Annotated in this window: 23 protein-coding genes; 3 read left to right on the top strand and 20 right to left on the bottom strand. The window is 64.8% G+C overall.

The features are described from left to right. Nucleotides 1–104: 104 nt before the first annotated feature. Both RUH75_RS01565 and RUH75_RS01560 read right to left on the bottom strand, forming a co-directional pair. Nucleotides 105–980 carry an LLM class flavin-dependent oxidoreductase gene (locus RUH75_RS01565; RefSeq protein WP_313801487.1) on the bottom strand — a complete coding sequence of 292 codons (876 nt, stop codon included), beginning with the start codon at nt 978–980 and terminating at the stop codon, nt 105–107. Between the two features lie 11 nt (nt 981–991). After that, a complete protein-coding gene (locus tag RUH75_RS01560; RefSeq protein WP_313801485.1) occupies nt 992–3,133 on the bottom strand; it encodes an FAD-dependent oxidoreductase in 2,142 nt (713 codons plus the stop codon). 103 nt (nt 3,134–3,236) lie between these two features. On the opposite strand from RUH75_RS01560, the gene RUH75_RS01555 reads away from it, so the two are divergent. Genes RUH75_RS01555 through RUH75_RS01545 form a run of 3 tightly spaced genes read left to right on the top strand, consistent with a single transcriptional unit; the run spans nt 3,237 to nt 6,002 of the window. After that, nucleotides 3,237–3,782, top strand: coding sequence for a nuclear transport factor 2 family protein (locus RUH75_RS01555; protein ID WP_313801483.1), 546 nt, complete (start codon nt 3,237–3,239; stop codon nt 3,780–3,782). Beyond that, entirely contained in the window at nt 3,779–4,858 is a 1,080-nt protein-coding gene (locus tag RUH75_RS01550; RefSeq protein ID WP_313801481.1) for an alcohol dehydrogenase catalytic domain-containing protein, read from the top strand. Before RUH75_RS01555 ends, RUH75_RS01550 begins: the two co-directional genes overlap by 4 nt. 49 nt (nt 4,859–4,907) lie before the next feature. Continuing rightward, nucleotides 4,908–6,002: a DUF1214 domain-containing protein gene (locus RUH75_RS01545; protein WP_313801478.1), complete on the top strand. Its 1,095-nt coding sequence runs from the start codon at nt 4,908–4,910 to the stop codon at nt 6,000–6,002. 321 nt (nt 6,003–6,323) lie between these two features. On the opposite strand, the gene RUH75_RS01540 is transcribed toward RUH75_RS01545, so the two are convergent. Genes RUH75_RS01540 through RUH75_RS01455 form a run of 18 tightly spaced genes read right to left on the bottom strand, consistent with a single transcriptional unit; the run spans nt 6,324 to nt 22,722 of the window. Beyond that, nucleotides 6,324–7,877: a FadD3 family acyl-CoA ligase gene (locus RUH75_RS01540; RefSeq protein ID WP_313801476.1), complete on the bottom strand. Its 1,554-nt coding sequence runs from the start codon at nt 7,875–7,877 to the stop codon at nt 6,324–6,326. A gap of 11 nt (nt 7,878–7,888) precedes the next feature. After that, nucleotides 7,889–9,058 carry an acyl-CoA dehydrogenase family protein gene (locus RUH75_RS01535; protein WP_313801474.1) on the bottom strand — a complete coding sequence of 390 codons (1,170 nt, stop codon included), beginning with the start codon at nt 9,056–9,058 and terminating at the stop codon, nt 7,889–7,891. Between the two features lie 3 nt (nt 9,059–9,061). Next, on the bottom strand, nt 9,062–10,264 hold the full coding sequence (locus tag RUH75_RS01530; protein ID WP_313801472.1) for an acetyl-CoA C-acyltransferase: 1,203 nt from the start codon (nt 10,262–10,264) through the stop codon (nt 9,062–9,064). A 13-nt stretch (nt 10,265–10,277) separates the two neighbouring features. Continuing rightward, nucleotides 10,278–10,652, bottom strand: coding sequence for a steroid Delta-isomerase (locus RUH75_RS01525; protein ID WP_313801470.1), 375 nt, complete (start codon nt 10,650–10,652; stop codon nt 10,278–10,280). A 4-nt stretch (nt 10,653–10,656) separates the two neighbouring features. After that, nucleotides 10,657–11,124 carry a MaoC family dehydratase gene (locus RUH75_RS01520; protein ID WP_313801469.1) on the bottom strand — a complete coding sequence of 156 codons (468 nt, stop codon included), beginning with the start codon at nt 11,122–11,124 and terminating at the stop codon, nt 10,657–10,659. A 4-nt stretch (nt 11,125–11,128) separates the two neighbouring features. Then, on the bottom strand, nt 11,129–11,920 hold the full coding sequence (locus tag RUH75_RS01515) for an SDR family oxidoreductase (RefSeq protein WP_313801468.1): 792 nt from the start codon (nt 11,918–11,920) through the stop codon (nt 11,129–11,131). Then, a complete protein-coding gene (locus RUH75_RS01510; RefSeq protein WP_313801466.1) occupies nt 11,917–12,993 on the bottom strand; it encodes an acyl-CoA dehydrogenase family protein in 1,077 nt (358 codons plus the stop codon). The genes RUH75_RS01515 and RUH75_RS01510 overlap by 4 nt, the downstream gene beginning before the upstream one ends. Continuing rightward, a complete protein-coding gene (locus RUH75_RS01505; protein WP_313801464.1) occupies nt 12,993–13,898 on the bottom strand; it encodes an SDR family oxidoreductase in 906 nt (301 codons plus the stop codon). The genes RUH75_RS01510 and RUH75_RS01505 overlap by 1 nt, the downstream gene beginning before the upstream one ends. A gap of 2 nt (nt 13,899–13,900) precedes the next feature. Next, nucleotides 13,901–14,344: a nuclear transport factor 2 family protein gene (locus RUH75_RS01500; RefSeq protein WP_313801462.1), complete on the bottom strand. Its 444-nt coding sequence runs from the start codon at nt 14,342–14,344 to the stop codon at nt 13,901–13,903. Beyond that, nucleotides 14,341–14,964, bottom strand: a complete 624-nt coding sequence (locus RUH75_RS01495; RefSeq protein WP_313801460.1) for a phenylacetic acid degradation protein PaaY — start codon at nt 14,962–14,964, stop codon at nt 14,341–14,343. Before RUH75_RS01495 ends, RUH75_RS01500 begins: the two co-directional genes overlap by 4 nt. Before the next feature lies 1 nt (nt 14,965). Then, a complete protein-coding gene (locus RUH75_RS01490) occupies nt 14,966–16,117 on the bottom strand; it encodes an acetyl-CoA C-acetyltransferase (RefSeq protein WP_313801458.1) in 1,152 nt (383 codons plus the stop codon). Continuing rightward, complete coding sequence (locus RUH75_RS01485) at nt 16,110–17,156, bottom strand: acyl-CoA dehydrogenase (RefSeq protein ID WP_313801456.1); 1,047 nt, start codon at nt 17,154–17,156, stop codon at nt 16,110–16,112. Before RUH75_RS01485 ends, RUH75_RS01490 begins: the two co-directional genes overlap by 8 nt. 13 nt (nt 17,157–17,169) lie before the next feature. Beyond that, a complete protein-coding gene (locus RUH75_RS01480) occupies nt 17,170–18,315 on the bottom strand; it encodes an acyl-CoA dehydrogenase (protein ID WP_313801454.1) in 1,146 nt (381 codons plus the stop codon). Continuing rightward, nucleotides 18,315–19,064 carry an enoyl-CoA hydratase family protein gene (locus tag RUH75_RS01475; RefSeq protein ID WP_313801452.1) on the bottom strand — a complete coding sequence of 250 codons (750 nt, stop codon included), beginning with the start codon at nt 19,062–19,064 and terminating at the stop codon, nt 18,315–18,317. Before RUH75_RS01475 ends, RUH75_RS01480 begins: the two co-directional genes overlap by 1 nt. 13 nt (nt 19,065–19,077) lie before the next feature. Further along, nucleotides 19,078–20,166: a nitronate monooxygenase gene (locus RUH75_RS01470; protein ID WP_313801450.1), complete on the bottom strand. Its 1,089-nt coding sequence runs from the start codon at nt 20,164–20,166 to the stop codon at nt 19,078–19,080. Next, nucleotides 20,166–21,071, bottom strand: a complete 906-nt coding sequence (locus RUH75_RS01465; protein WP_313801448.1) for an enoyl-CoA hydratase — start codon at nt 21,069–21,071, stop codon at nt 20,166–20,168. The genes RUH75_RS01470 and RUH75_RS01465 overlap by 1 nt, the downstream gene beginning before the upstream one ends. After that, nucleotides 21,071–21,859 carry a ketoacid CoA transferase gene (locus RUH75_RS01460; protein ID WP_313801446.1) on the bottom strand — a complete coding sequence of 263 codons (789 nt, stop codon included), beginning with the start codon at nt 21,857–21,859 and terminating at the stop codon, nt 21,071–21,073. Before RUH75_RS01460 ends, RUH75_RS01465 begins: the two co-directional genes overlap by 1 nt. Beyond that, nucleotides 21,859–22,722, bottom strand: coding sequence for a CoA transferase subunit A (locus RUH75_RS01455; RefSeq protein WP_313801444.1), 864 nt, complete (start codon nt 22,720–22,722; stop codon nt 21,859–21,861). The genes RUH75_RS01460 and RUH75_RS01455 overlap by 1 nt, the downstream gene beginning before the upstream one ends. Nucleotides 22,723–22,745: the final 23 nt, after the last annotated feature.

Genomic DNA, 22,745 nt, shown 5'->3' with positions numbered 1-22,745 from the left:
GATGCATGAAAATGGGCCGGCGTTCCTCAAGGAACGCCGGCCCATTTTCATTTCCCAACCATCATCTGATGCCGGCATGTTTCCGTTCCATACCGAAGATCGAATCAAAGCCCGGCAATCACTTCGTCGGCAAAGCGCGCCAGATCGTCAATCTTCTGCTGGAGCGGCTGGCTATCCTCTTCCACAGCATAAAGATTGCGGAAGGCTACAGGCATATCAGTGACGCCAACATCCTCGTGGCGTCTCACCATATCGATGTCGATATTCCCCATTGCAGTCGCGAAGATACGGAACGGCCTGTCGAGCGTGCCTGCTTCCTCCCGATAATGCGTGATCCTTGCGACGGCATTGGTCAAATCATCGGTGCTGCCATCGCCGCCGGCATACATGAAGCCGTCATGACGTGCCGCCCGCTTGTGCGCGGCGTCTGAAAATCCACCGATCAGGATCGGCAGCGGCTTGTCTGGAACGGGGTTCAGCTTGACCGGTGGCAGGTCGTAAAACTCGCCGTGGAATTCGAAATAGCCACCCGCGCACAGCCCCTGCACGATTTCGATGCATTCGTCGAACCGCTTTCCGCGCTTCGCATAGGGGATGCCCATGACCGCATAATCTTCGGGCCAGACGCTGAGTCCCACCCCCAGGTTGAAGCGATTTCCGGTCAGCGCCGCGATCGAGGAAGCAAGTTTCGCCGAATAAAGCGGCGGCCGAACCGGCAACTTGACCACATTGGTCGTCATTTCGAGCGTTTTCGTCGCCGCTCCGATCGCCGTGGCCAGGACGAAGCTTTCGATGAACGGCTTGTTCTCCAGAAATTCGCGGCCGCCATCTTCGGTATAGCTGTAACTGGTATCCGACGCCTTGGGATAGATCAGGCTGTCGGGAATGGTGAAGCCGGCATAGCCATGTGTTTCCGCCGCCTGGGCCAGCGGAATATAGTTGGTGATGGCCGTCATGCTTTCGGCATAGTGAAACCGCATCCCGCTCTCCTTCAGCGTCCCATTGCGGCGACCGCTTCCGCCGCGCCACGAATGGCGCCCTCTATATAGGTGACGCCGGTGCCGTCGCCGATCTCGATCACATCATGACCCGCGGCGCGCAATGCATTGGCGAGTGTCGAATCGCCATGCGCGCCCATGGCCACGACGACATGGTCGGCGGCGATATCCTGCGCCTCCCCGCTTGCGCTGACGAAGTCGACCGACCCCTTGCCGATGCGGATGTCACGAGCGGCGGGGAACATGGCGACGCCATGCTCCCGCAATTCGGCGAGAAGGCGCATCCGCCGCACCAGCAGCAGCCCGCCGCCGAATTTGGGCGCCTCGCCGACGATGGCGACCTCGCGGCCACGCTCCATCAGGAATTCGGCCAGTTCGCAGCCCACCAGTTCCCCGCCGATGATGACCACCCGCTTGCCCAGGGGCATCCACGCATGCGTCGCCTTGCGCACCAGATCCAGATTGGCCGACGCGCCGGTCGCCGCGCCGACCCTGGTGGCGATGCGGGTCGCCCAACTCGTCTTGCGACGGATCGCGGCGCTGTCCTCACCCAGCATCAGCCCGCGCAGATCATCGCCCGACAGCACGAAGTCCTGTTCGTGGCCGGGAATGGGCGGCATGTCGCGAACGGCGCCGGTGGCGACGATTACCTTGTCGGGATTGAGGCTGGCGATCAGTTCGGGCGTCGCGCGGGTTTTCAGCCGCACGTCGACGGAGGATTTGCCGATCTCGCGGCGGAGCCAGTTCAGCAGCCGCTCATTGGGCTCATAGGCCAGCGCCGCGAAGCGCAGCGTTCCGCCCAGCCGATCCGACTTTTCGATCAGCGTCACCTTCGCCCCCGCCTGGTTCAATCGCCGCGCGGCCTCCATGCCGCCGGGGCCACCGCCGATGACCACGACATGGTCTGGCACAACGGCGGGCGACCAGTCCAGATCCTCATAGCCGGTTTCGGATCGCACGGCGCAGCGCACCTGTTCGCGCAGATAGGCGGTCGACACGCAGGTATAGCAATAGATGCAGGGACGGATATCGCCGGTTCGGCCCTCTGCCAGTTTGACCGGCAATTCGGGGTCGGCCAGGATTTTGCGCCCCATGGCCAGGAAGTCGAACTGTCCGTCGGCCAGCCCCTGTTGTCCGCGGTCCAGTTCCACCCGGCCCGACGCGATCACGGGAATGTTCACCACCTTGCGGATCGCGGCGGCGCATTCGAGATGGATTCCCGGCTCGTGCGGAATATTGGACGCCGAATGCAGCTTGCCCTGCCCGACATCATGATAGGCGGTGACGGTGATGCCGTCCGCGCCCGCCGCTTCGACCATCGGGGCCAGTTCCAGCGCATGGTCGATGGTGATGCCGTTCTTCTTGCCCATTTCGCGCGAGTCCATCTTGACCCACATCGGGAAATCCGGGCCGACCGCCTCGCGCACTGCCCGCACCACTTCCAGCAGCAGCCGGGCGCGTCCCTTTAGATCGCCGCCATATTCGTCGGCGCGGATATTGGTGGCGGGCGAGATGAAGGAGGAAAGGAGGTAGCCGTGGCCGCCATGCACCTCGATCCCGTCGAAGCCCGCTGTCTTCGCGCGAACCGCGGCGGCCGCGAATTGCCGGACGACAAGAGCGATGTCCTCTTTGGTCAGGACCTTGACCTGCGGCATGACGCCGCCGGCAAAGGCCGCCATTTCTTCGGGCAGGAAATAATCGGGAAAGTCGCCGGCGAAGGGCGGGGGCAAAGACGGCCCCCACAATGGATGGCCATCTTGCGCCGAATGGGTCGCGACCAGTCCGCCATGATGCAGTTGCGTCGCGATTCGACCGCCTGCGGCATGCACCGCGTCCACCAGGCGCCTGAGGCCGGGCAGAAAGCGGTCGTGGGAAATGGCGGTCTGTTTGGGCTGCACCGCGCCGACCGGCCAGGCGACGCCCATCACGCCGGTCACGATCATGCCCGCGCCGCCCTTTGCCTGCGCGACATGATAATCGATCAGACGCTGGCCCACCGTGCCGTCTTCCTGGGCCAGGCTGACGCCCATGGCGGTCACGAATATGCGATTGGCGACGGTCAGGGCGCCGATGCGGCCGGGACTGGAGAGGGTCAGCGCCCCTGAGGAAGTCCTGGGGGCGGGGGCTGCGGACATTCTGTCTCTCCTGCATCTCAATATGCGTAACTTTTATCTTTTCATATCACGACTAATGAGGATAGTCTTCACAAATAATCTGCTATCGCGTAGAGATTGATGAATGTTGGAGATGGAAATGCCGCAGCCATGGCTTGATCGGATCGCGCTGCACGATCTGGTGATGCGTTACTGCCGGGGATGCGACCGGCGTGATTTCGCGCTTGTCCGTTCGCTTTACCATGACGATGCGGTGGACGATCATGGCGCGATGTTCACCGGGGGGCCGGATGCCTTTGTCGCTTGGCTGCCCGAAGCCACGGGGCATTGGGACCTGACACGCCACAGCATCAGCAACAGTCTGTTCGCGATCGACGGCGACCGCGCGGAAGGCGAACATTATGTCGAAGCCTGGCACCGCACGCGCGGGCCGGGCGCGCGGCAATTCGTCGTGCTGGGCCGCTATCTCGATCGTTATGAACGGCGTGAAGGCATCTGGAAATTCACCTATCGCAGCCTGGTCTTCGATCACGGATCAATCATCCCTGCCCATGAAGGAGTCATGGAACGCATGAGCAAGGACGCCCCCAATGGCCGCGCCGATAGCGGCGATCCGTCCTTTTCCTATCCTTTGCTGGCCGGCCTGAACCATGAGGGAGCGCGCGCATGAGGGGCGCGGTGTGGGACGGCGAGGCGCTGTTGGTGACCGACCGGCTAACGTTGCGGCCGGTGGCCGCCGGCGAAGTGCGTGTCCGGGTGCTGCGGTCGGGCATCTGCCATAGCGACATCGCGATGATGACGCCGGCTCTTCCCACGCTGCCGATCGTACTGGGACATGAAGCGGCGGGCGAGATTGCCGAACTGGGCCCGGGCGTGGAAGGCTGGGCCGTGGGCGATCGCGTGACGGTCGGCACCCAGACCCCCTGTGGGAAATGCCGTGAATGCCGCCGGGGAGAGCCGCATAATTGCGACATCAACTGGGGTTTCGTCCCCGGCTTTCCCTTCGCGCTGGACGGCCAGCCTGTCGCCTCCTTCGCCAATGTCTCCTCCTTCGCGGGGGAGATCGTGGTGAAGGCGTCGCAGCTTTTCGCCATTGGCGACATGCCGCCCGAACAGGGTGCGCTTATCGGATGCGCCGTGTCCACCGGGGTTTGCGCATCGCGTGTGCTCGGACGGGTTCGGGCAGGTGACACAGTCGCGGTGTTCGGCGTCGGCGGCATCGGCGTCAATGCCATACAGGGCGCCGCCCGGAGCGGTGCTCATGTGATCGCCGTCGACAGCAATCCCGCCAAGGAAGCGGTCGCGCGCCAGTTCGGCGCTGCCCGGTTCATGCTTGCCGATCCTGCCCATGACAGTGCCGGCGCGGCGGCGATGCTGGCGAAGGCCCATGGCCCGATAGATCTGGTTGTCGAATGCAGCGGCGCGGTTGGCGCGGTCGAAACCGCCTTCCGTTGCACCAAGCGCGGTGGCCGCGTGGTGCTGATCGGCATGTCCCGGCCCGGATCACAGGTGGCGCTTCCTCTCGACAGTTTCGTCACGGGTGGCGAGGTGATCGCCACCATGAATGGCGGTGCCTTGCCCGATCGCGACTATCCCGAACTGATTGCCCAGGCGCGGGACGGGCGGTTGAACCTTGCCGATCAGGTCAGCGGCGTCTGGCCTCTGGACCGCATCGGCGATGCGATTGCCGCCCTCAAGGCAGGCGAAGTCACGCGCGCCCTGGTGGATCATGAGCGCCAGGGCTGAAGTTGATCGCTGCCCCAGGAATGACGAACAGGTGAATGAGGAGAGAGCCGTGAGCGAAGAGAAAAGGGCGGAGGGCGTCAGGCTGTCGGCAAGCTGGCGACGTTTCTGCGATCAGCTGGCGCAGGCCGGGGACGTTCTGGACCGGCCAGGCGCGCCGGGAACGCCGATCGATCAGGCGGAGGGATTGCGCTATTTGTCGCGGTTGACGCGCACGGCGCTCAACATGCTGGTCGATTCGAGCGATCCGGATTTTCCGCGCCTTTTCCTGCTTTGTGACGACGCCATTAAGATCGGCGCCGACAATCCGGACAACCTCTACCAACAGGTGGTCGTGCGGGGCGACCGCGACTATCGCATCTCCGGGCGGCGCAACAGCGTTCCCTATTTCTCCATCGGGTCGAAGGCGAATCGCTATGCGATCGACGGCACCATGGCCTCGACCGGGGAGATCGAGCTGGCCGATATGGAGGTCGCGCCTGACGGGAGTTTCGAGATAATCGTCAGCCGGACGGAAAAGCCCGGTAACTGGCTGTCGATGGACGACGACACCACGCTGTTGATCGTGCGCCAGACCTTCAATGACAAGAAGAGCGAAATCCCCGCCGACATCCGGGTCGAGCGGATCAGCGACGGGCCTGCGGTGCCCGCCATACTCAATCCGGAAACCATAGAAGCGCAACTGAATGGCGCGGCGGCATGGGTGCGCGGTACCGCCAACACCTTCGCCGACTGGTCGCAATGGTTCATGGAGCAGCCGAACCGCATCTATGACGGTAAGGAACAGACATTCTACCAGCGCGCCGGGGGCGATCCGAAAATCTGGTATGGCCATCTCTATTATGACCTTGCCCCTGACGAGGCGCTGGTGATCACGGCGACACCGCCCGAATGCCGCTTCTGGAATTTCCAGATCGACAATTGGTGGATGGAATCGATGGACCATGTGAACCGCAAGGTCTGGGTCAATGGCGCGCAGGCGAAATATGAGGATGACGGCAGCGTGGTCATCGTCTGCGCCGACCGCGATCCGGGCTATGGCAACTGGATCGACCTGTCCGGCCATCGTGTCGGCACGGCGCTGTGGCGCTGGATCGAGGCGGAGGAGCATCCCCTTCCGACATGCCGGGTCGTCAAGATCGGTTGATGGGATTTGGGTGACATAGGTGACACTATGCAACCACGCAAAAGCGGAGCTTTTGCGTGGTTTTCCTACGGGCGATTTTTACTGTTCAAAGATCGGTGCGGGGATAGCGCGGCTTAGGCGCTGTAGGACAGAGGAAAATGGCAGGGCAGACGGGGGCCGTTAATCCTCCCTGCGCGAAGCGTGGGGAGAGGGACCAGCCGTAGGCTGGTGGAGGGGAAATGGCACTAGCTGCGCATTCTCCCCTCCACCACCGCTTTCAGCGGCGGTCCCCCTCCCCATCTTTGATGGGGAGGATCAAACGTCCGCTCGCTATCCTGAAATTCAATCCAGCTCGCGTAGCGCCGTGCGCAGCACCTTGCCGCCGGCATTGCGGGGGAGGGCAGGTAAGAAGGCGATGTGCCGGGGCGCCTTGTAATTGGCCATGTTGGCGCGTGCCCATCTGATGATCCCGGCGCTGTCCGTTTCATGACCGGGGCGCAACACCACATAGGCCTTGCCGACTTCGCCCATGCGCTCGTCGGGCACGCCGATCACGGCGGCCATCTCGATATCCGGATGGGCGGCGAGCAGCTTTTCGATCTCGGCCGGATAGCAGTTGAATCCGCCGGAGATATACATGTCCTTCTTCCGGTCGGTGATCGCCAGATAGCCGCGCGCGTCGATGGTGCCGATGTCGCCGGTGTGCAGCCACCCCCCGGCATCGACCGCCTCTGCCGTGGCGGCCGGATCGTCCAGATAGCCGCGCATCACCGCATGGCCCCGCACCCAAAGCTCACCAGCCTGACCGGAAGGCAGGTCGCGCCCTTCGCCATCGACGCAGCGGACCTCGATCCCCGGCAGCGGATAGCCGCATGTATGCGCCACCGTCTCCGCATCGTCGCCCTGCTGCGTCATGGCGATGACGCCGCATTCGGTCATGCCATAGCCGTTGACGATGTTGGACATGCCCAGCTCATGGCGCATCCGCTCGACCAGAGCGGGCGCGACCGGCGCCGCTCCCGTCACCGCGACCCGCAGCGAGGAGAAGTCGCGCGGCTTGTCCCCGGCCAGTTCCTGGAGCAGCGTCAGATAGATGGTCGGCGGTCCGGGCAGGAAGCTGATCCGGTTCTGTTCGATCTGCCGCACCATTTCCGCGCCGTCGAACAGCGCCATGGGCACGATGGTCGCGCCGCGGGTGAAGCAGGTCACCCAGCCTGCCTTGTAGCCGAAGGTATGGAAGAAGGGGTTGACCACCAGATAGCGATCCCCTTCGCGCAGGTCGACGCGGACCGACCAGTCACCGAAGATCTGGACGACCTGCCGGTGCGCCGTCAGCGCGCCCTTGGGACGCCCGGTGGTGCCGGAGGTGAAGATGATATCGGAAATATCGTCGCCGGTGAGGCGCTCCAGCGCTGCATCGACCGCCGGATCGTCCGCCCCTTTGCCGCTGGAGACGAAAGCGTCCCAGCCGTCCGCCCTGTCGCAGCCGAACAGGACCATCCGCTGGAGATCGGGCAAATCCTCATCCGCGATCAGCGCGCGATAGTCGGTGTCGAGAAAGTTCCTGGCGATGAACAGGATTTTCGCGGCGGACCGGCGAAGGATATCGCCTGCTTCCTGCCCCCTGAAGCGCGTGTTCATCGGCACGATGGTTGCCCCGACGCTCTGCGCGCCCAGCGCCGCCAATATCCATTCGCGGCCATTGGGCGCCCAGATGGCGATGCGGTCGCCATGGCCGATCCCTGCCGCCAGAAAGGCCGAGGCGGCGGCGCGGGCATCCGCCCAGATTTCCGCAAAACTCCATTGGCGCGATCCTTCGATCAGGCCGATGGCATCGGGCCAGCGCTCCGCTGCTCCCTTTGCCGCGTGCGGAATCGTTTCCGGCCAGTTCCCCATGACCTGCACCATTATCCGCGCGGCTCCCGTGGCATGCCGAGCCCCCGCTCGGAGATGATGTTGCGCTGTATCTGGTCGGTGCCGGCGTAGATCGTGTCCGACCGGCTCATCAGATACATGGTGGCAAGGCCGCCAAAGCGTTCCTCGCTGATGCCGATCTCGCCCTCCTGCCCCAACACGTCCATGGCGAGTTCGCCCAGCGCCTTGTGCCATTGCGACCAGTAGAGCTTGTAGGTGCAGGCCGCGCCCGACAGGGTCGTGCCGTCGCCGTCGGACAGCATGCGCAGGCCATTATAGCGCATGACCTTGAGGCCGGAATGGGCCTGGGCGATGCGCTGGCGGATGACGGGGTCCTGCGCCCTGCCATTGGCCTTGGCGGCGGCGATGACCTCGTCCAGTTCGGTGCGGAAATGCATCTGTTGCGCCAGCGTCGACACGCCGCGCTCAAAGCCCAGCAGCGCCATGGCGACCTTCCACCCGTCGCCTTCCGCGCCGATGCGGTCTATGGCCAGCGCCTCGGCGCCGTCGAAGAAGACCTCGGCAAATTCCGCCTCGCCGGTCATCTGGCGGATGGGGCGCGGGTCGACGCCCGGCTGGTCCATCGGCACCATCAGGAAGGACAGGCCCTTGTTGCCGACGCTGCCCGGCCCGGTGCGGGCGACGACGAAGCACCAGTCGGCGATCGTGCCCATTGAGGTCCAGATCTTCTGCCCGTCGATGATATATTTGTCGCCTTCGGCCCTCGCCTTGGTCTTCACATTGGCAAGATCGGACCCGGCGCCCGGTTCCGAATAGCCCTGGCACCAGATGGCGCGGCCATGGGCGATGTCGGGCAGGAAGCGGGCCTTCTGTTCCTCGCTACCCAGCGCCAGCAGCGTCGGACCGAGCAGTTCGACGCCCAGATGGCCGACGCGGGGCGGGGCCTTGGCGCGGGCATATTCCTCCGCGAAGATGACTTGGCTTGCGATGGAGGCACCCCGGCCGCCCCATTGTTCCGGCCAGCCGACGACGCTCCAGCGCGCCTCGCCCAGCGCGGCTTCCCAGGCGCGGCGCTCCTCGACATTGTCGGTCTGGTTGGTCTGACCGCGAACGCCCTTGAAGGGGCCGCCGAGCTGGCTGTTCAACCAGTCGGCGGCTTCCTCGCGAAAGGCCTTGAGTTCGGGCGCGAAGGCAAGCTGCATGGATCAGGCGACCTCGAACAGACCGGCGGCGCCCATGCCGCCCGCGACGCACATCGAGACGACGACATATTTGACGCCGCGCCGCTTGCCCTCGATCAGCGCATGGCCGACCAGCCGCGATCCGGTCATGCCGAAGGGATGGCCGATGGCGATGCCGCCGCCGTTGACGTTGAGCTTTTCCGGGTCGATGCCCAGCTTCTGCTGGCAATAGACCGCCTGACTGGCGAAGGCTTCGTTGATTTCCCACAGGCCGATGTCATCGATGCTGAGGCCCGCGCGGTCGAGCAGCTTGGGGACGGCGAAGACCGGCCCGATGCCCATTTCGTCCGCGCCGCAACCGGCGACCTGAAAACCGCGATAGACGCCCAGGATCGGCAGTCCTTCCTTCTGCGCGGTGTTGAGGTCCATGACGACCTGCGCCGACGCGCCATCGGACAGCTGGCTGGCATTGCCCGCCGTCACATATTTGCCTTCCTGGATGATCTGGCCATTTTTGAACACCGGCTTCAGGCCGGAGAGCGATTCATAGCTCGTGCCCGCGCGGACGCCTTCGTCCCTGGTAAGCGTCAGCTCTTCCTTGCCGGTTTCCTGGCCTTCCTTGTCGAACAGCGCCTTGGTGACGGTGATCGGCACGATCTCGGCATCGAAGCGGCCCGCTTCCTGCGCGGCGGCGGCACGCTGCTGGCTCAATGCGGCGAACCGGTCCTGCACTTCGCGGCTGACGCCATAGCGTTCCGCGACGATCTCGGCCGTTTCGATCATCACCATATAGGCATGGGGATCGCGGGCCTTCACGAACTCCGACCGGTTGCGCCAGGCGGGCGCCTGCTTGTTGATCGTCAGCGAGACGCTTTCCGCCCCGCCCGCGACCGCCACGTCGATCTCGTCGCACATGATCGATCGCGCGGCAAAGGCGAGTGCGTTGAGGCCCGAGGAGCATTTGCGGTCTATCGCAAAGCCCGCCGTGCTGTCGGGCAGCACCGATCCATGGACGGTCAGGCGACCCAGATTATAGCTTTGCGTGTTCCACTGGTTGGCGACGCCCAGATAGACGTCGTCCACACGCGCCGGGTCGATGCCTGACCGCGCGATCGCGGCGTTGACGACATGGGCGGAGAGGACGGGCGCCTCGGTATCGTTGAAAGCGCCGCGATAGGCCTTGCCGACCCCGGTGCGCGCGGTGGAGATGATGGCTGCTTCACGCATGGGAAATCCTCGCTCAAAAACCGTGCATGTTGGAGGGACCGAAAAAGGCGCGCATTTCGATCACTTCATTCGCTTCGTTGAAGCGGAAGGTGTCGATCACATCGATGCGCTTGGGGCTGCCGTCGAAATCGAGGTTCGCGGAAAAAGGGAAGGCGGCATGGTCGCCGCAGATGCGGACCGGCCCTTCCAGCTTCAGCTTCGCGCCGGTCTGCATGGACGCGGCGTAGAAGGCGCGGATGGCCTCGCGGCCCTTGTGCGGCGGGCTGCCGACCGGGTCCTCGACCGTGGCATCCTCTGCGAAGAGAGCGGCGGCCTGATCGGGACTGCCCGCCTCGAATGCGGCGACATAGGCGTGAATGGCGGCTTCCATCTTGGCGGGATCGGGCATCTTGTTACTCCGGAAAATAGCGGGTGATGGCTTCGATGACGCAGGCGGGCTTTTCTTCGCCGTCGATTTCGACGGTGACGCGGATCACTGCCTGGATCGCCGCGCCGCCCGCGACCTCCTCGACCGAAAGGATTTCGCCCACGCCGCGGATGCGCGATCCGCAGCGGACGGGATTGAGGAAGCGCAGCTTGTTCGTGCCGACATTGAGGCCGCTGGCGAAGCGCTGTACGTCGATCATTCCCGGCATCATCATATTGGTCAGGCTGAGCGTCAGATAGCCGTGCGCGATGGTTGCGCCGAAGGGGCCATCCTTCGCCCGCTGCGTGTCGACATGAATCCACTGATGATCGCCGGTGCAATCGGCAAAGGCGTCGATCATGCCCTGATCGATGGTCATCCAGTCGCTGGGACCCAGGATCGTGCCTTCCCTGCCCAGCAACTCACGGGGGGATTCGAAAATGGTGGCGGTCATCGGATCAGGCCCTCTGGCTCGACACGGAGACGATTTCCCCGGTCATGTAGGAAGACAGGTCACTCGCCAGGAACATCATGACATTGGCGATTTCCCACACTTCGGCGGGGCGTTTGAATGCTTCCTTCTCGACCAGCAGGTCGAGCGCTTCCTGCGTCGTCACCTTGGCCAGGAAAGGGTGCATGGCAAGGCTGGGCGACACGGCGTTGATGCGCACGCCATGCTCCGCCGCCTCGATCGCGGCGCAGCGGGTGAAGGCCATGACGCCCGCCTTGGCGGCGGCATAATGCGCCTGCCCCTTTTGCGCGCGCCAGCCAAGGACGGAGGCATTGTTGACCATCACGCCCGACCTGTTGGCATACATGTGCGGCAGGAAGGCGCGGGTCATGCGGAACAGGCTTGTCAGGGTGACGTCCAGCACGCGGTTCCACTGGTCGTCGGTCATGTCGACAATATCGGCCTCGCCACCCAGGCCCGCATTGTTGATGAGCACATCGACCTTGCCCAATGCGGCCAGCGACGCATCGCGCAGGCCCTGCACGGCCTGTTCGCTGGTGACGTCGCACACGAAGGTCGCTGGCCGTTCCACGCCCGCTTCATCCGCGATCCGGTCGGCGGCTTCGCCAAGGCGGCGTTCGTGGAAATCGCTGATCAGCAGCTTTGCCCCTTCCTCGGCCGCGCGTTTGGCTGCGGAGAAGCCGATGCCGGTGCCCGCGGCGGCGGTCACCACCACGGTCTTGCCTTTCAGCATGCCGAGCGGGGTGGGGTAGGAAGGAACGGGAGAGGTCGGGGTCATGCGGCATCCTTCATGATGATCCGGGCGAGCGCTTCGCGATGCTGGTCGGCGGTGCCGAGCCAGCTTGCCGTGGCGCGCGCGCGCTTGAAATAGAGATGGGCGTGATGTTCCCAGGTGAAGCCGATGCCACCGTGCAGCTGGATCGCGTCGCCGCTGACCGAGCGATAGGCGTCGGATACATAGCAACGCGCGACATGGCAGGCCTCAGCCAGTTCCCCGCCATTTTCGTCTATGGCGGCGGCGGCATAATAAGCGGCCGAACGCGATGCCTCGACCAGCATCATCATGTCCGCCAGCATATGCTTATAGGCCTGGAAGGACCCGATCAGCCGCCCGAACTGGACGCGCTGCCCGGCATAATCCACGGTCGCGTCGAGGCTGTATTGCATCCCGCCCGTCTGCTCGGCGGCCAGCAGCCCGGCGCCGATGGACAGCGTGCGCTCGATCGCGGCCTTTGCCCCGCCCGCTTCGCCCAATATCATGTCCGGCGTCACCGCGCAGTCGAAACGCAACGTCGCGAAGCGCCGCGTTCGGTCCAGACTCGGCAATGCCTCCACGGAAAGGCCCGGCGTGCCCGCGTCCAGCACCACCAGACTGTCATCCGCCGTGGCGACCACGATCAACTCCGCGACATGGCCGAAGGTCACGAAATCCGCCGTGCCTGTCAGCCGACCGCCCGAAAGGGTGGGGCGGCCGGCCGTTCCGGCAAAACAGGCTCGCGTGCCGGAAGCGAGGCGAGGAAGGAGTGTCGTAAGCTGCCCCTCATTCCCCGCCGCCAGCACGGCCTGCACGGCCAGAACCGCAGTCTCGAAAAAGGGCACTGGCGCCAGCACGCGCCCCATCTCCTCCAACACCAGCGCCATTTCCACCGCGCCCAGCCCCAGCCCGCCATAAGCCTCCGGCACCATCAGACCGGTAAAGCCCATCTCCTGAAGGCCGACCCACAGTGCTTCGTCAAAGCCGGTCGCGCCCTCCACCGCAGCGCGCACGGCTGCGGCATTGGCGGCGTCGCTCAGGAAGTTGCGGGCGGCCTCCTGTATCGCGCGCTGGTCGTCGCTGAACGCGAAGTCCATCAGGCGGCTCCGTAGACCGACTTGGCGGGCTCGCGGGTTTCGATCAGCCGGCGGACGATGGGATCGAGTTCGCTCGCCGTGAAGCGCGCGCCCTTGTCATGGGCGGGGCTGTCGGTCCAGCCTTGCGACAGGAAGATGGTGCCGCCCTTCAACTCGAACACTTGCCCCGTGACGCCTTTCGACTGTTCCGACACCAGATAGGCGACCAAAGGCGCCATATTCTCCGGCGCGAAAACGTCGAAGCCGCCATCCTTCACTTCCATATCGAAGGCGCCGGTGTCGGTCATGCGGGTGCGGGCATTGGGCGCGAGCGCGTTGGCGGTGATGCCGAGCCGCGCCAGTTCGGCGGCTTGCACCAGAGTCAGCGCGGCGATCCCGCCCTTGGCCGCCGAATAGGCCGACTGGCCGACCGACCCCTGAAGGCCTGCGCCGCTGGTCGTGTTGATGATGCGGGCGTCGACGGGGTTCCCTGCCTTGGCCTGCGCCCGCCAATATTCGGCGGCGTGGCGGGTGGTGCAGAAATGGCCGCGCAGGTGGACGCGGATGACCGCATCCCATTCCTCGGGCGAGCAGGTGAAGAACATGCGGTCGCGCACGAAACCGGCATTGTTGACCACCGCATGGAGCGCGCCGAAACTGTCGAGAGCCTGCTCGACCATGCGCTTGCCCGCGTCCCAGTCGGCGACGTCATCGGTGTTGGCGACCGCCTCACCCCCCAAGGCGCGGATTTCGTCCACCACCTGTTCGGCGGCGCCTTTGGTCAGTCCCGCCTCGCCATGGGTGCCGACGCCCAGATCATTGACCACGACCTTGCAGCCCTCCGCCGCGAGGCCCAGCGCATAGGCTTTGCCGAGGCCATTGCCCGCCCCGGTGACGATAGCAACCCGTCCTTCGCAGATACCCATTTTCAAGCGTCCTTCAGAGATTGGAGAAGATGCGCGCTGAGGTCGCCTGTGAGGTCGACCTGCGCATAATCGCGTTCGACAAAGCACCATTGTCCGTCGATCCGCTGGAATTTGTCGTGATAGCGGCCGGTGGCGACCGGCTGGAGCGGATAGCCCTCCGTCGCCTGCAACACCGTCCATTGCGAGCGGACGTTGGCGCTTTGGCCGTCCTCGCCCAGCAGGATGATCGGGTTGGTGATGAGATGCCGGGTACGCGGCTTGCCGTCATAGAGGCGCATCCAGCTTTGCCACATCGCGGCGATGGCTTCCTCGCCCTCGATCCGCTGGCCGCCGGTGACGACGCCGCCATGACGGAACAGGCGCGCGGCGCCGAGGAAATCGGCGGCGTCGATCAGCTCCGCGTAAAGATAGAGCAGGTTGGGAATGGCAATGGCGGCGTCGTTCATGCCCGTTTCTCCTTGAGCGCGGCGGTGGGGCCGGTGAGCCGCACGGCGATGGCGTCGGACTGGATGCGCTGGCGGTTCGGTTCGGGTGCGGGCAGGGGCTGCGCTTCGACCAGTTCGGTCAGGGCTGCCCGTGCCAGCTTCTGATATTCGCCCTCGCCGTCATTCTTCCATGTGATCTGATGCGGTTCGAAGTTCTTGACGACTTTCGCCGGATTGCCCGCGACCAGACTGCGAGCGGGGGTTTGCGTGTCGGACTTCACGAGGCTCAAGGCCGCGACCAGATTTTCCGGGCCGATCACCGCATTGTCCAGCACCACGGCGTTCATGCCGACCAACGTGTTCTCGCCAATCTCGCAGCCATGGATGATCGAGCCGTGCGCGATGGTCGCGCCCCGCCGGATGACCGTGTCGCGCAACTGGTTCGCATGCACCGTCACGCTGTCCTGAATCGAGCTGTCGCCCTCCACCACGATCCGCCCGAAATCGCCGCGCAGCGACGCGCCGGGCGCGATGAAGCAGCCCGGCCCGACAATCACGTCCCCGATCAGCGACGCCAGCGGATGGACGGTGCTGGTCGGGTCGACCACGGGAATGATCCCCTGATAGGCGTAGCAGGGCATGTCACAGCCGCTCGATGATGGTGACGTTGGCCTGCCCGCCGCCTTCGCACATGGTCTGGAGGCCATAGCGGCCGCCGGTGCGCTCCAGCGCGTTTAGCAGCGTCGTCATCAGCCGCGCGCCGGTCGCGCCGATGGGATGGCCAAGCGCAATCGCGCCGCCCTGCACATTGACCTTCTCATGCGGGATATCCAGTTCCTTCATCCACGCCATGGTGACGCTGGCAAAGGCTTCGTTGCATTCGAACAGGTCGATGTCGCCGACCGACATGCCCGCCTTCCTGAGCGCATATTGCGTCGCCGGGATCGGGCCGGTCAGCATCCACACCGGATTGGCGGCGCGCACCGAGAGATGATGGATGCGGGCGCGGGGTTTCAGGCCATGGTCCTTCACCGCCCGTTCGCTGGCGATCAGCAAAGCGGCGGCCGCGTCGCAATTCTGGCTGGCGACGCCAGCGGTGATGACGCCGCCTTCGCGCACCGGGTTGAGGCTGGCAAGGCCCTCCAGCGTGGTGGTCGGGCGGATGGTTTCATCCTTGGCCAGACCTTCGAGGGGGGCGACTTCGCGGTCGAACCAGCCATTGTCCCAGGCGGCCTGCGCGCGCTGGTGGGAGGCGAGGGCGAAGTGCTCCATCGCTTCGCGGCTGATGCTCCATTTTTCCGCGATCATCTCGGCCGAGCGGATCTGGTTCACTTCCTCGTCGCCATAGCGGGCGTCCCAGCCTTTCGACCCAAGGAAGGGACTGTCGAAGCCATAGGCCTGCCCCGCGAACATGGCGGCGGAGATGGGGATGGCGTTCATCGCCTGACTGCCGCCCGCGACGACGAAGTCCTGCGTGCCGCTCATCACGCCCTGCGCGGCGAAATGCACGGCCTGTTGCGAGGAGCCGCACTGGCGGTCGATGGTGACGCCGGGCACTTCCTCGGGCATGCCTGCGACCAGCCATGCGCTGCGGCCAATGTCGCCGGCCTGCGGCCCGATGGTGTCGCAGCAGCCCCAGACCACATCGTCGACCAGTGCCGGATCGATGCCGGTGCGCTTGACCAGCTCGCGGATCGGATGGGCGCCGAGATCGGCGGGGTGGACGGCGGCGAGGCTGCCTTTTTTGCGGCCGACGGGCGAACGGACGGCATCAATGATATAGGCTTCAGGCATTTTCTGTCTCGGCGTTTGAGGTTTCTCTGGCGAAGGTCTGGTCGGGGCCGTTCGGCTGGGTGAACAGCCGCTGCGCGATACGGGCGCGGTGGCAGGCGGGGGTGCCCCAGCTCTGGGTCAGCGCCAGCGCGCGTTTCAGGAACAGGTGGACGTCGACCTCCCAGCTATAGCCCATGGCGCCATGCACCTGGATCGAGGCGCGGGCGGCCTTGTCGGCGGCTTCGAGCGCGACGATCTTGGCATGGCTGATGCGGGCGCGGGCGTGGAGGTCGCGATGGCCGATTTCGGCGGCGGCGGCCATGACCACGGGGTGGGCGAACTCGATCGCGACCTGCGCGGAGGCAAGGTGGTGTTTCACCGCCTGATAGCTGCCGATGGGCTTGCCGAATTGCTGGCGTTCCCTGGCATAGTCGACCGCCATGTCCACGGCGCGCTGGGCGAGGCCGAGGCCCTGCGCGGCGGCGAAGAGGGCTGCGCGGTCCAGCGCGAGGGTCCAGTCCGCTTTTCCGAGAGGGGTGGCATTGTCCGTGCTCCACTCCACGCGGAACAGGCGGCGGAAGGGATCGATGACAGGCTGTGCGGTCAGCGTCACCTGATCGGGCGTAGCGAGATAGGCTTCGCCATCCTTCTCCAGCAGGATCGCCGCCGCGCTGTCGGCATGGGCGACGAAGGGGTTGATCGGATGCGCGATGGCGATGGTCGCCAGCGGATTGGCCAGCACCGGATGATCGAGAGCGAGGCTCGCCAGCATGGGGGCGGCGACGCCAGCGCTTTCCACCAGCGGTTCGGGCAGGGCGACATAGCCCGCTTCCTGCGCAATCAGGGCGAAGTCGGTTTCGGAAAGGCCCATGCCGCCCGCGCTTTCCGGCAGCAGCACGAGGGTCAGGCCGGTTTCGACGATCTGGCCCCAGCGGGCATCGTCATGCGCGACGCCGGCTTCCATCATCCGGCGCCAGTGATCGGGCGTGCAGCTATCCGCAAACAGCGTGCGGGCCGTCTCGGCGAACATCATCTGTTCTTCGTTCAGGGTGAAGTCCATGTCCGCCCCTCCCTCAGCGCGGCAGGCCGAGCATCCGCTCGGCGATGATGTTGCGCTGGATTTCGTTCGACCCGGCATAGATCGGCCCGGCGAGCGAGAAGATATAATCGTCCAGCCAGTCATGCGCGCCCGGCGGCGGGATCAGTTCCGCCTCGGTCCCCAGGATCGAGAGCGCGGTCTGGTGGAGGTGAATGTCCATCTCGGACCAGAAGATCTTGTTGGTGCTGGCTTCCGGCCCGATTTTCGCGCCCGCCATCAGCCGCGAGGCCGTCTGGTAGATGCTGAGCGCATAGGCTTCAGCGTTCATATGGGCGCGGATGACGTCCGCCTCCAGCATCGGATCGGCGGTTTCCTTGCGGGCCTGCCACAGCTCAGCCAGCTTCGCCGCCGCGACCTGATAGCGGGCGGGGGAGCGCAGCATCAGCCCGCGCTCGAAGCCCGCCGTCGCCATGCAGATATGCCAACCTTGCCCCTCGTCGCCCAAGCGATTGAAGGCGGAAACGCGGACATTTTCGAGGAAGATTTCGGCAAAGCCGACATGGCCGTTGATCTTCTTGATCGCGTTGACGGTCACGCCGGGCGCGTTCAGCGGGAAGAAGATGAGGCTCATCCCCTTGTGCCGCTCGGTCCCCGGCGTGCGGAACAGGCCGAAGGCCCAGTCGGCGAACACGGCGCGGCTCGACCAGATTTTGTGGCCGTTGAGGATATAATCGTCGCCATCCGCCGAACAGGTCGCCCGCACGCCCGCAAGGTCGCTCCCCGCCTGCGGTTCGGACCATGCCTGCGCCCAGATTTCCTCGCCGCTCGCCATGGGCGGCAGGAAGCGCTGCTTCTGTTCATGGGTGCCGAATTCGATCAGCGTCGGGCCGAGCAGGAAGATGCCGTTCTGACCCACGCGCCCCGGCGCGCCGGCGCGGGCATATTCCTCCTCGAAGATCAGCCATTGGATGAGGTCGACGCCCCGGCCGCCATATTGCTTCGGCCATGTCACCATGCCCCAGTCGCCGGTCTTGAGCGTCGCTTCCCAGCGGCGATGCGCCTCGAACCCCTTGCGGGTCGCGTCATAATGTTCGAGCGGGTGCGCAGGCACATGGGCTTCCAGCCAGGCGCGCACTTCCGCGCGGAAAGCCTGTTGTTCGGGAGTGTAGGTCAGGTCCATCAGAACTTCGCCGCCTTGCCGGTTTCGACGAAGGCGTCGCGGGCCTTCTGGCTGTCTTCATGCATGTACATTTCCAGCGTGAAGCCCTGTTCCCAGCGATAGCCGCGATCGACGTCGCGGGCTTCGAGGCCGTTGAGGGCTTCCTTGGCAATGACCAGCGCCTTGCGGGATTTCGATGCGATCAAGGCGGCGAAGGCACGCGCCTCGCTTTCGAGGTCGGCGCGGGGCACGACCTTCTCGATGGCGCCCAGACGCCAGGCTTCCTGCGCCGGGATATTGCCGCCGGTGAAGAAGGCCGCGCGGACCTTGTGCAGCGGCAACATGCGCGACATGTGACTGGCCCCGCCCATCGCGCCGCGGTCGATCTCCGGCAGGGAGAAATAGGCGTCGTCCGCCGCGATGATCGTGTCGGACGCGCCGCAAATGCCGATGCCGCCGCCGATCACGAACTTGTGGACCGCGACCACGACCGGGATTTCGGCTTCATGGATCGCCTTGAAGGTCAGGTAGTTGCCGCGATTGAGAGTGGGAATGCGCTCGGGATGGGCCTGCATCTCCTTGATATCGACGCCGCCGCAGAAGCCGCGCCCTTCGGCCCGGATCAGGATGCAGTGGACCTGCTCGTTGCGCGCCGCTTCGCTGATGATCTTCGGCAGGCTGTTCCAGGTTGCGCTGTCGAAGGCGTTGACCGGCGCATGATCGAAGACGATTTCCGCGATCCGGTCCTGGATGGTGCATGTGATCGGCATCTTGAATTTCTCCTCAGAGCGCGGGCGTGGTTTCGCGGCCCAGCGCGGCGAGTGCGGCCAGACGGTCGTGCGCCTCGTCCACGATGCGGTCGACCAGTTGCTGGCAGGTTGGAATCTCGCTGATGCGTCCGCCGACCACGCCGGTCGCCATCACGCCATGCTCGATATCGCCATCGACCACCGCTTTCTGGATCAGCATCGGCATGGTCGCGGCCATCATCGCTTGGCGTAAGGGCATCGCGCCATGGGCGGTCATGCCCCGTGCGGATTGGATGAGGCCCCACCAGCTTGCGCCGCTCTGCTTCTTCATCGTTCGGCTCGCCTCGATGGCGCGCAGCCACATGCCGAGTTTCCCGGACTTCTCGATCCGGTCCATCAGCTTCGTGGCGATCATGCGCTGGGGGATGCCGTCCAGCTTGGTGGTGACGATGATGCGATCGGTGCCGGCTTTCAGATATTCCGCCTTGGCCGCATCGGGGACCGGGCTTTCCTTCGTCAGCAGGAAGCGCGTGCCCATGGCGATGCCGACCGCGCCATAAGCGAGCGCCGCCGCGAGGCCACGTCCGTCGGCAAAGCCGCCGCTGGCGATCACCGGCACCTTCACCGCGTCCAGCACCTGTGGCAGCAGCACCGTGGTCGCGACCGATCCGGTATGGCCGCCGCCTTCGCCGCCCTGCACATTCACCATGTCGACGCCGAGTTCGACCATCTTCTGCGCGTGCTTCACCGCGCCCACGGTCGGCACGCAGAGGATGCCTGCATCCTTGAAGCGGGCGATCATCTTCGCATTCGGTCCGCGTCCGAAGCTGACGGCGCGCACCTGATCCTTGTTGGCGAGGATCAGGTCGACGATCTGGTCGGCGCCGGGCTGGAACATATGGAAGTTGACGCCGAAGGGGCGTTCGGTGCCCTTGCGGATGGCCAATATCTTCGTGCGCGCTTCGTCCGGTGTCATCACCGCCGCGCCGAGGAAACCGAAGGCCCCGGCGTTGGAGCTGCCGATCACCAGCGAAGGCTCCGCCACCCAGCCCATGGCGGTCTGGATGATCGGCCAGCGGCAGCCCAGCCGCTCGGTCAGGACGGTATGCAGCGGGTCGCTCATTATGCTTCGCCCGCTTCTTTCTTGTTCGCGGCGGCCATTGCCTTGGCGTCGAGGCCGGCGATGGAGTTGCCCTGCGTCAGGTCGTTCTGCGCATGGGCGAAGTGGTGCATATGATAGACCGCCTCCATCGCGTTGCGCTTGCCCATCAGTTCCTCGACATGGTTGACCGCCTGCTTGGTCAGCCAGTTGCCGAGGCGGGGTTGCGCGACCAGCTTTGCCGCCATGGCCGCCACCGTCTCGCGCAGCTGCTCGCGCGACACGACCTTGTTCACCATGCCGAACTGTTCGGCGCGTTGGGCGCTCATGCGCTCGCCCAGCAGCAGGAACTCCTTGGCGACGCGGGGCGGCAGCTCATAGGCATGGGCGAAATATTCGACGCCCGGAATGCCCATGCGATTGACCGGATCCTGGAAGAAAGCGTCGTCGCTCGCCACGATCAGGTCGCAAACCCACGCCAGCATCAGCCCGCCCGCGATGCAGGCGCCCTGCACCATGGCGATGGTGGGCTTGGCGACGTCGCGCCAGCGCCGGCACATGCCGACATATTGCTCCTTCTCGCGGGTATAGAGCAGTTCCGCCGCCGGCTTGTTGACATGGCCCGGCACCATCAGCCGGTTCTCGAACTGCTTGTGCAGGTCGCGGCCCGGCGTGCCGATGTCGTGCCCGGCGGAAAAATGCTTGCCATTGCCGCCCAGAACGATGCAGCGGACGTCATCATCGTTGGTCGCGGCCATGAAAGCGTCGTCCAGCGCATAGGTCATCTGGCCGTTCTGGGCATTGTTGAAGCCAGGACGGTTCAGCATGATCCATGCGACATGGTCGATCACCTCATAGGTGACCGGCTGGTCGGTTTCGTAGACGATGTCGACCTTTTGCGGTTCGACCAGATGATCACTGTCGCTCATCATGCCCTCCTTGCAGGCGGATTGTCCTTGATGACGGACGCGCGGATGTTGTGCGGGTCGAGGCTGGCGATGATCGCCAGCGCTTCGGCGCCTGGCAGCGTCGTTTCGACGATGTCGCCCTTCTCCAGCGGGAAGCCGGTCGCCTCCTGCACCTCCTCGAAGGTCACGCCGGGATGTAGCGAGATCACGCGGATCGCGTTGTTTGTGCCCCCGAAATCCATGACGCACAGGTTGGTGACGATCCGGCGCAGGTCGACGCCCGAATAATTGCCGCCCGGCACCCGCTTGGCCGGATTATAGCCGACGCCCGACACCATATCGACCTCGCCGCTCACGAACGTCCGCGCCGTGTGCATCGGGAAGAAGAAGCTGTTCGCGTGATAGATGGTGTTGCCCGGAAAGCCGCGCACGCCCAGCATCTGGGTCCTGGGCCTGTCGTATGTGCCGCCCAGATAGCTCAAATTGATCTGGCCGAAGCGATCGATCTGGGTCGGTGTCACCATGGCATGGCGGCGGCCGGTCCACACCGCGCTGTCGAAGAAGCGCGAGAAGGGAAGGTAGCCCGCCGCCTTGCGTTCATCATAGCCGCGCGGGCCGATCGGCACCGGCTGCTCGACCAGATAGGCTTCGCCATCGGTCATCATCAGTTCCGGGCCGTGGGTCAGCTTGGCAAGGCTCGCGGCGAGGCGCGGCACGGGACCGACGCCGGTGGCGATGATTTCGCCATTGTTGCGGAATGCTTCCGAACAGGCGAAAATGCAGAGTTCTGCCAGAGTTACGTCAGTCATCAGAATATCGGGAGCGGGAGAGCCGCCACCGCCTCCTTTCCGCCAATGCTTGCCAGATATTCGGCTTCGCTCGCCCCCACGAAGCGATCCGCCACCGCCGCCCAGTCGCCCGGTTCGCGGGCGGCGTCGGCATAGGATTTGAAGGCCTTCATGTCCCAGCCATAGGCCGGGGGCATGGAGCTGGGGTGCGCGCCGCAGGGCGCGTGGACCACGCCGCTGACGAAGCAGCGCTCGAACACGTTAAGCTGCGCGTCGTCGGGGTAATGATCTTCCATGCGGTCGATCAATTCCTCGCAGGACACATAAGTCTTGGCGGCTGCTTTCGCGAACCATTCGTCATAATAGGTGTCGGCGCCGAAGAGATGGACATTGCCGCGCCAGTCGCTGCGATTGGCATGGATCAGCGCGACGTCCAGCTTCAGCGCAGGCATGGCGACCAGCGTTTCGGCGTCCTCATAGGGCGACTGCACGGTCTTGAGGCCGCCCAGCTGGGCAAGGTCGGTGCCCAGGCCCACGCGGGTCGGCAGGAAGGGCAGGCCGAAGGCGGCGGCCTTCAGGCCCCATTGGAACATGCCTTCGTCCAGTTCGAGGACTTCGAGTCCGCCTGCTTCGCGCGCCATGCGGAACCAGGGTTCCAGCGGAATGGCGTCGAGCGAGACGAAAGCGAAGACCAGCTTCTTCACCTTCTCCGCCGCGCAGAGCATGCCCACATCCGCGCCGCCATAGGCGACGATGGTGAGGTCTTTGAGGTCAGAGCGCAGGATTTCCCGCACCAGAGCCATTGGTTTGCGGCGCGGACCCCAACCGCCAATCCCAATCGTCATCCCGTCACGCAGGGATGCGACGACATCTTGCGCCGACATCCTCTTGTCCAAAGTCGCTGTCG

The organism is Sphingobium sp. (assembly GCF_032153725.1).
Taxonomy (GTDB): Bacteria; Pseudomonadota; Alphaproteobacteria; order Sphingomonadales; family Sphingomonadaceae; genus Sphingobium.
Note: the sequence above shows the minus strand (reverse complement) of the source record. Positions and strands in the feature narration are given on the sequence as shown.

What these genes read in the sequence shown, in the direction of transcription:
- RUH75_RS01565 (WP_313801487.1), bottom strand. Translation starts at nt 980, where the DNA reads ATGCGGTTTCACTATGCCGAAAGCATGACGGCCATCACCAACTATATT.
- RUH75_RS01560 (WP_313801485.1), bottom strand. Translation starts at nt 3,133, where the DNA reads ATGTCCGCAGCCCCCGCCCCCAGGACTTCCTCAGGGGCGCTGACCCTC.
- RUH75_RS01555 (WP_313801483.1), top strand. Translation starts at nt 3,237, where the DNA reads ATGTTGGAGATGGAAATGCCGCAGCCATGGCTTGATCGGATCGCGCTG.
- RUH75_RS01550 (WP_313801481.1), top strand. Translation starts at nt 3,779, where the DNA reads ATGAGGGGCGCGGTGTGGGACGGCGAGGCGCTGTTGGTGACCGACCGG.
- RUH75_RS01540 (WP_313801476.1), bottom strand. Translation starts at nt 7,877, where the DNA reads ATGGGGAACTGGCCGGAAACGATTCCGCACGCGGCAAAGGGAGCAGCG.
- RUH75_RS01535 (WP_313801474.1), bottom strand. Translation starts at nt 9,058, where the DNA reads ATGCAGCTTGCCTTCGCGCCCGAACTCAAGGCCTTTCGCGAGGAAGCC.
- RUH75_RS01530 (WP_313801472.1), bottom strand. Translation starts at nt 10,264, where the DNA reads ATGCGTGAAGCAGCCATCATCTCCACCGCGCGCACCGGGGTCGGCAAG.
- RUH75_RS01525 (WP_313801470.1), bottom strand. Translation starts at nt 10,652, where the DNA reads ATGCCCGATCCCGCCAAGATGGAAGCCGCCATTCACGCCTATGTCGCC.
- RUH75_RS01520 (WP_313801469.1), bottom strand. Translation starts at nt 11,124, where the DNA reads ATGACCGCCACCATTTTCGAATCCCCCCGTGAGTTGCTGGGCAGGGAA.
- RUH75_RS01515 (WP_313801468.1), bottom strand. Translation starts at nt 11,920, where the DNA reads ATGACCCCGACCTCTCCCGTTCCTTCCTACCCCACCCCGCTCGGCATG.
- RUH75_RS01510 (WP_313801466.1), bottom strand. Translation starts at nt 12,993, where the DNA reads ATGGACTTCGCGTTCAGCGACGACCAGCGCGCGATACAGGAGGCCGCC.
- RUH75_RS01505 (WP_313801464.1), bottom strand. Translation starts at nt 13,898, where the DNA reads ATGGGTATCTGCGAAGGACGGGTTGCTATCGTCACCGGGGCGGGCAAT.
- RUH75_RS01500 (WP_313801462.1), bottom strand. Translation starts at nt 14,344, where the DNA reads ATGAACGACGCCGCCATTGCCATTCCCAACCTGCTCTATCTTTACGCG.
- RUH75_RS01495 (WP_313801460.1), bottom strand. Translation starts at nt 14,964, where the DNA reads ATGCCCTGCTACGCCTATCAGGGGATCATTCCCGTGGTCGACCCGACC.
- RUH75_RS01490 (WP_313801458.1), bottom strand. Translation starts at nt 16,117, where the DNA reads ATGCCTGAAGCCTATATCATTGATGCCGTCCGTTCGCCCGTCGGCCGC.
- RUH75_RS01485 (WP_313801456.1), bottom strand. Translation starts at nt 17,156, where the DNA reads ATGGACTTCACCCTGAACGAAGAACAGATGATGTTCGCCGAGACGGCC.
- RUH75_RS01480 (WP_313801454.1), bottom strand. Translation starts at nt 18,315, where the DNA reads ATGGACCTGACCTACACTCCCGAACAACAGGCTTTCCGCGCGGAAGTG.
- RUH75_RS01475 (WP_313801452.1), bottom strand. Translation starts at nt 19,064, where the DNA reads ATGCCGATCACATGCACCATCCAGGACCGGATCGCGGAAATCGTCTTC.
- RUH75_RS01470 (WP_313801450.1), bottom strand. Translation starts at nt 20,166, where the DNA reads ATGAGCGACCCGCTGCATACCGTCCTGACCGAGCGGCTGGGCTGCCGC.
- RUH75_RS01465 (WP_313801448.1), bottom strand. Translation starts at nt 21,071, where the DNA reads ATGAGCGACAGTGATCATCTGGTCGAACCGCAAAAGGTCGACATCGTC.
- RUH75_RS01460 (WP_313801446.1), bottom strand. Translation starts at nt 21,859, where the DNA reads ATGACTGACGTAACTCTGGCAGAACTCTGCATTTTCGCCTGTTCGGAA.
- RUH75_RS01455 (WP_313801444.1), bottom strand. Translation starts at nt 22,722, where the DNA reads ATGTCGGCGCAAGATGTCGTCGCATCCCTGCGTGACGGGATGACGATT.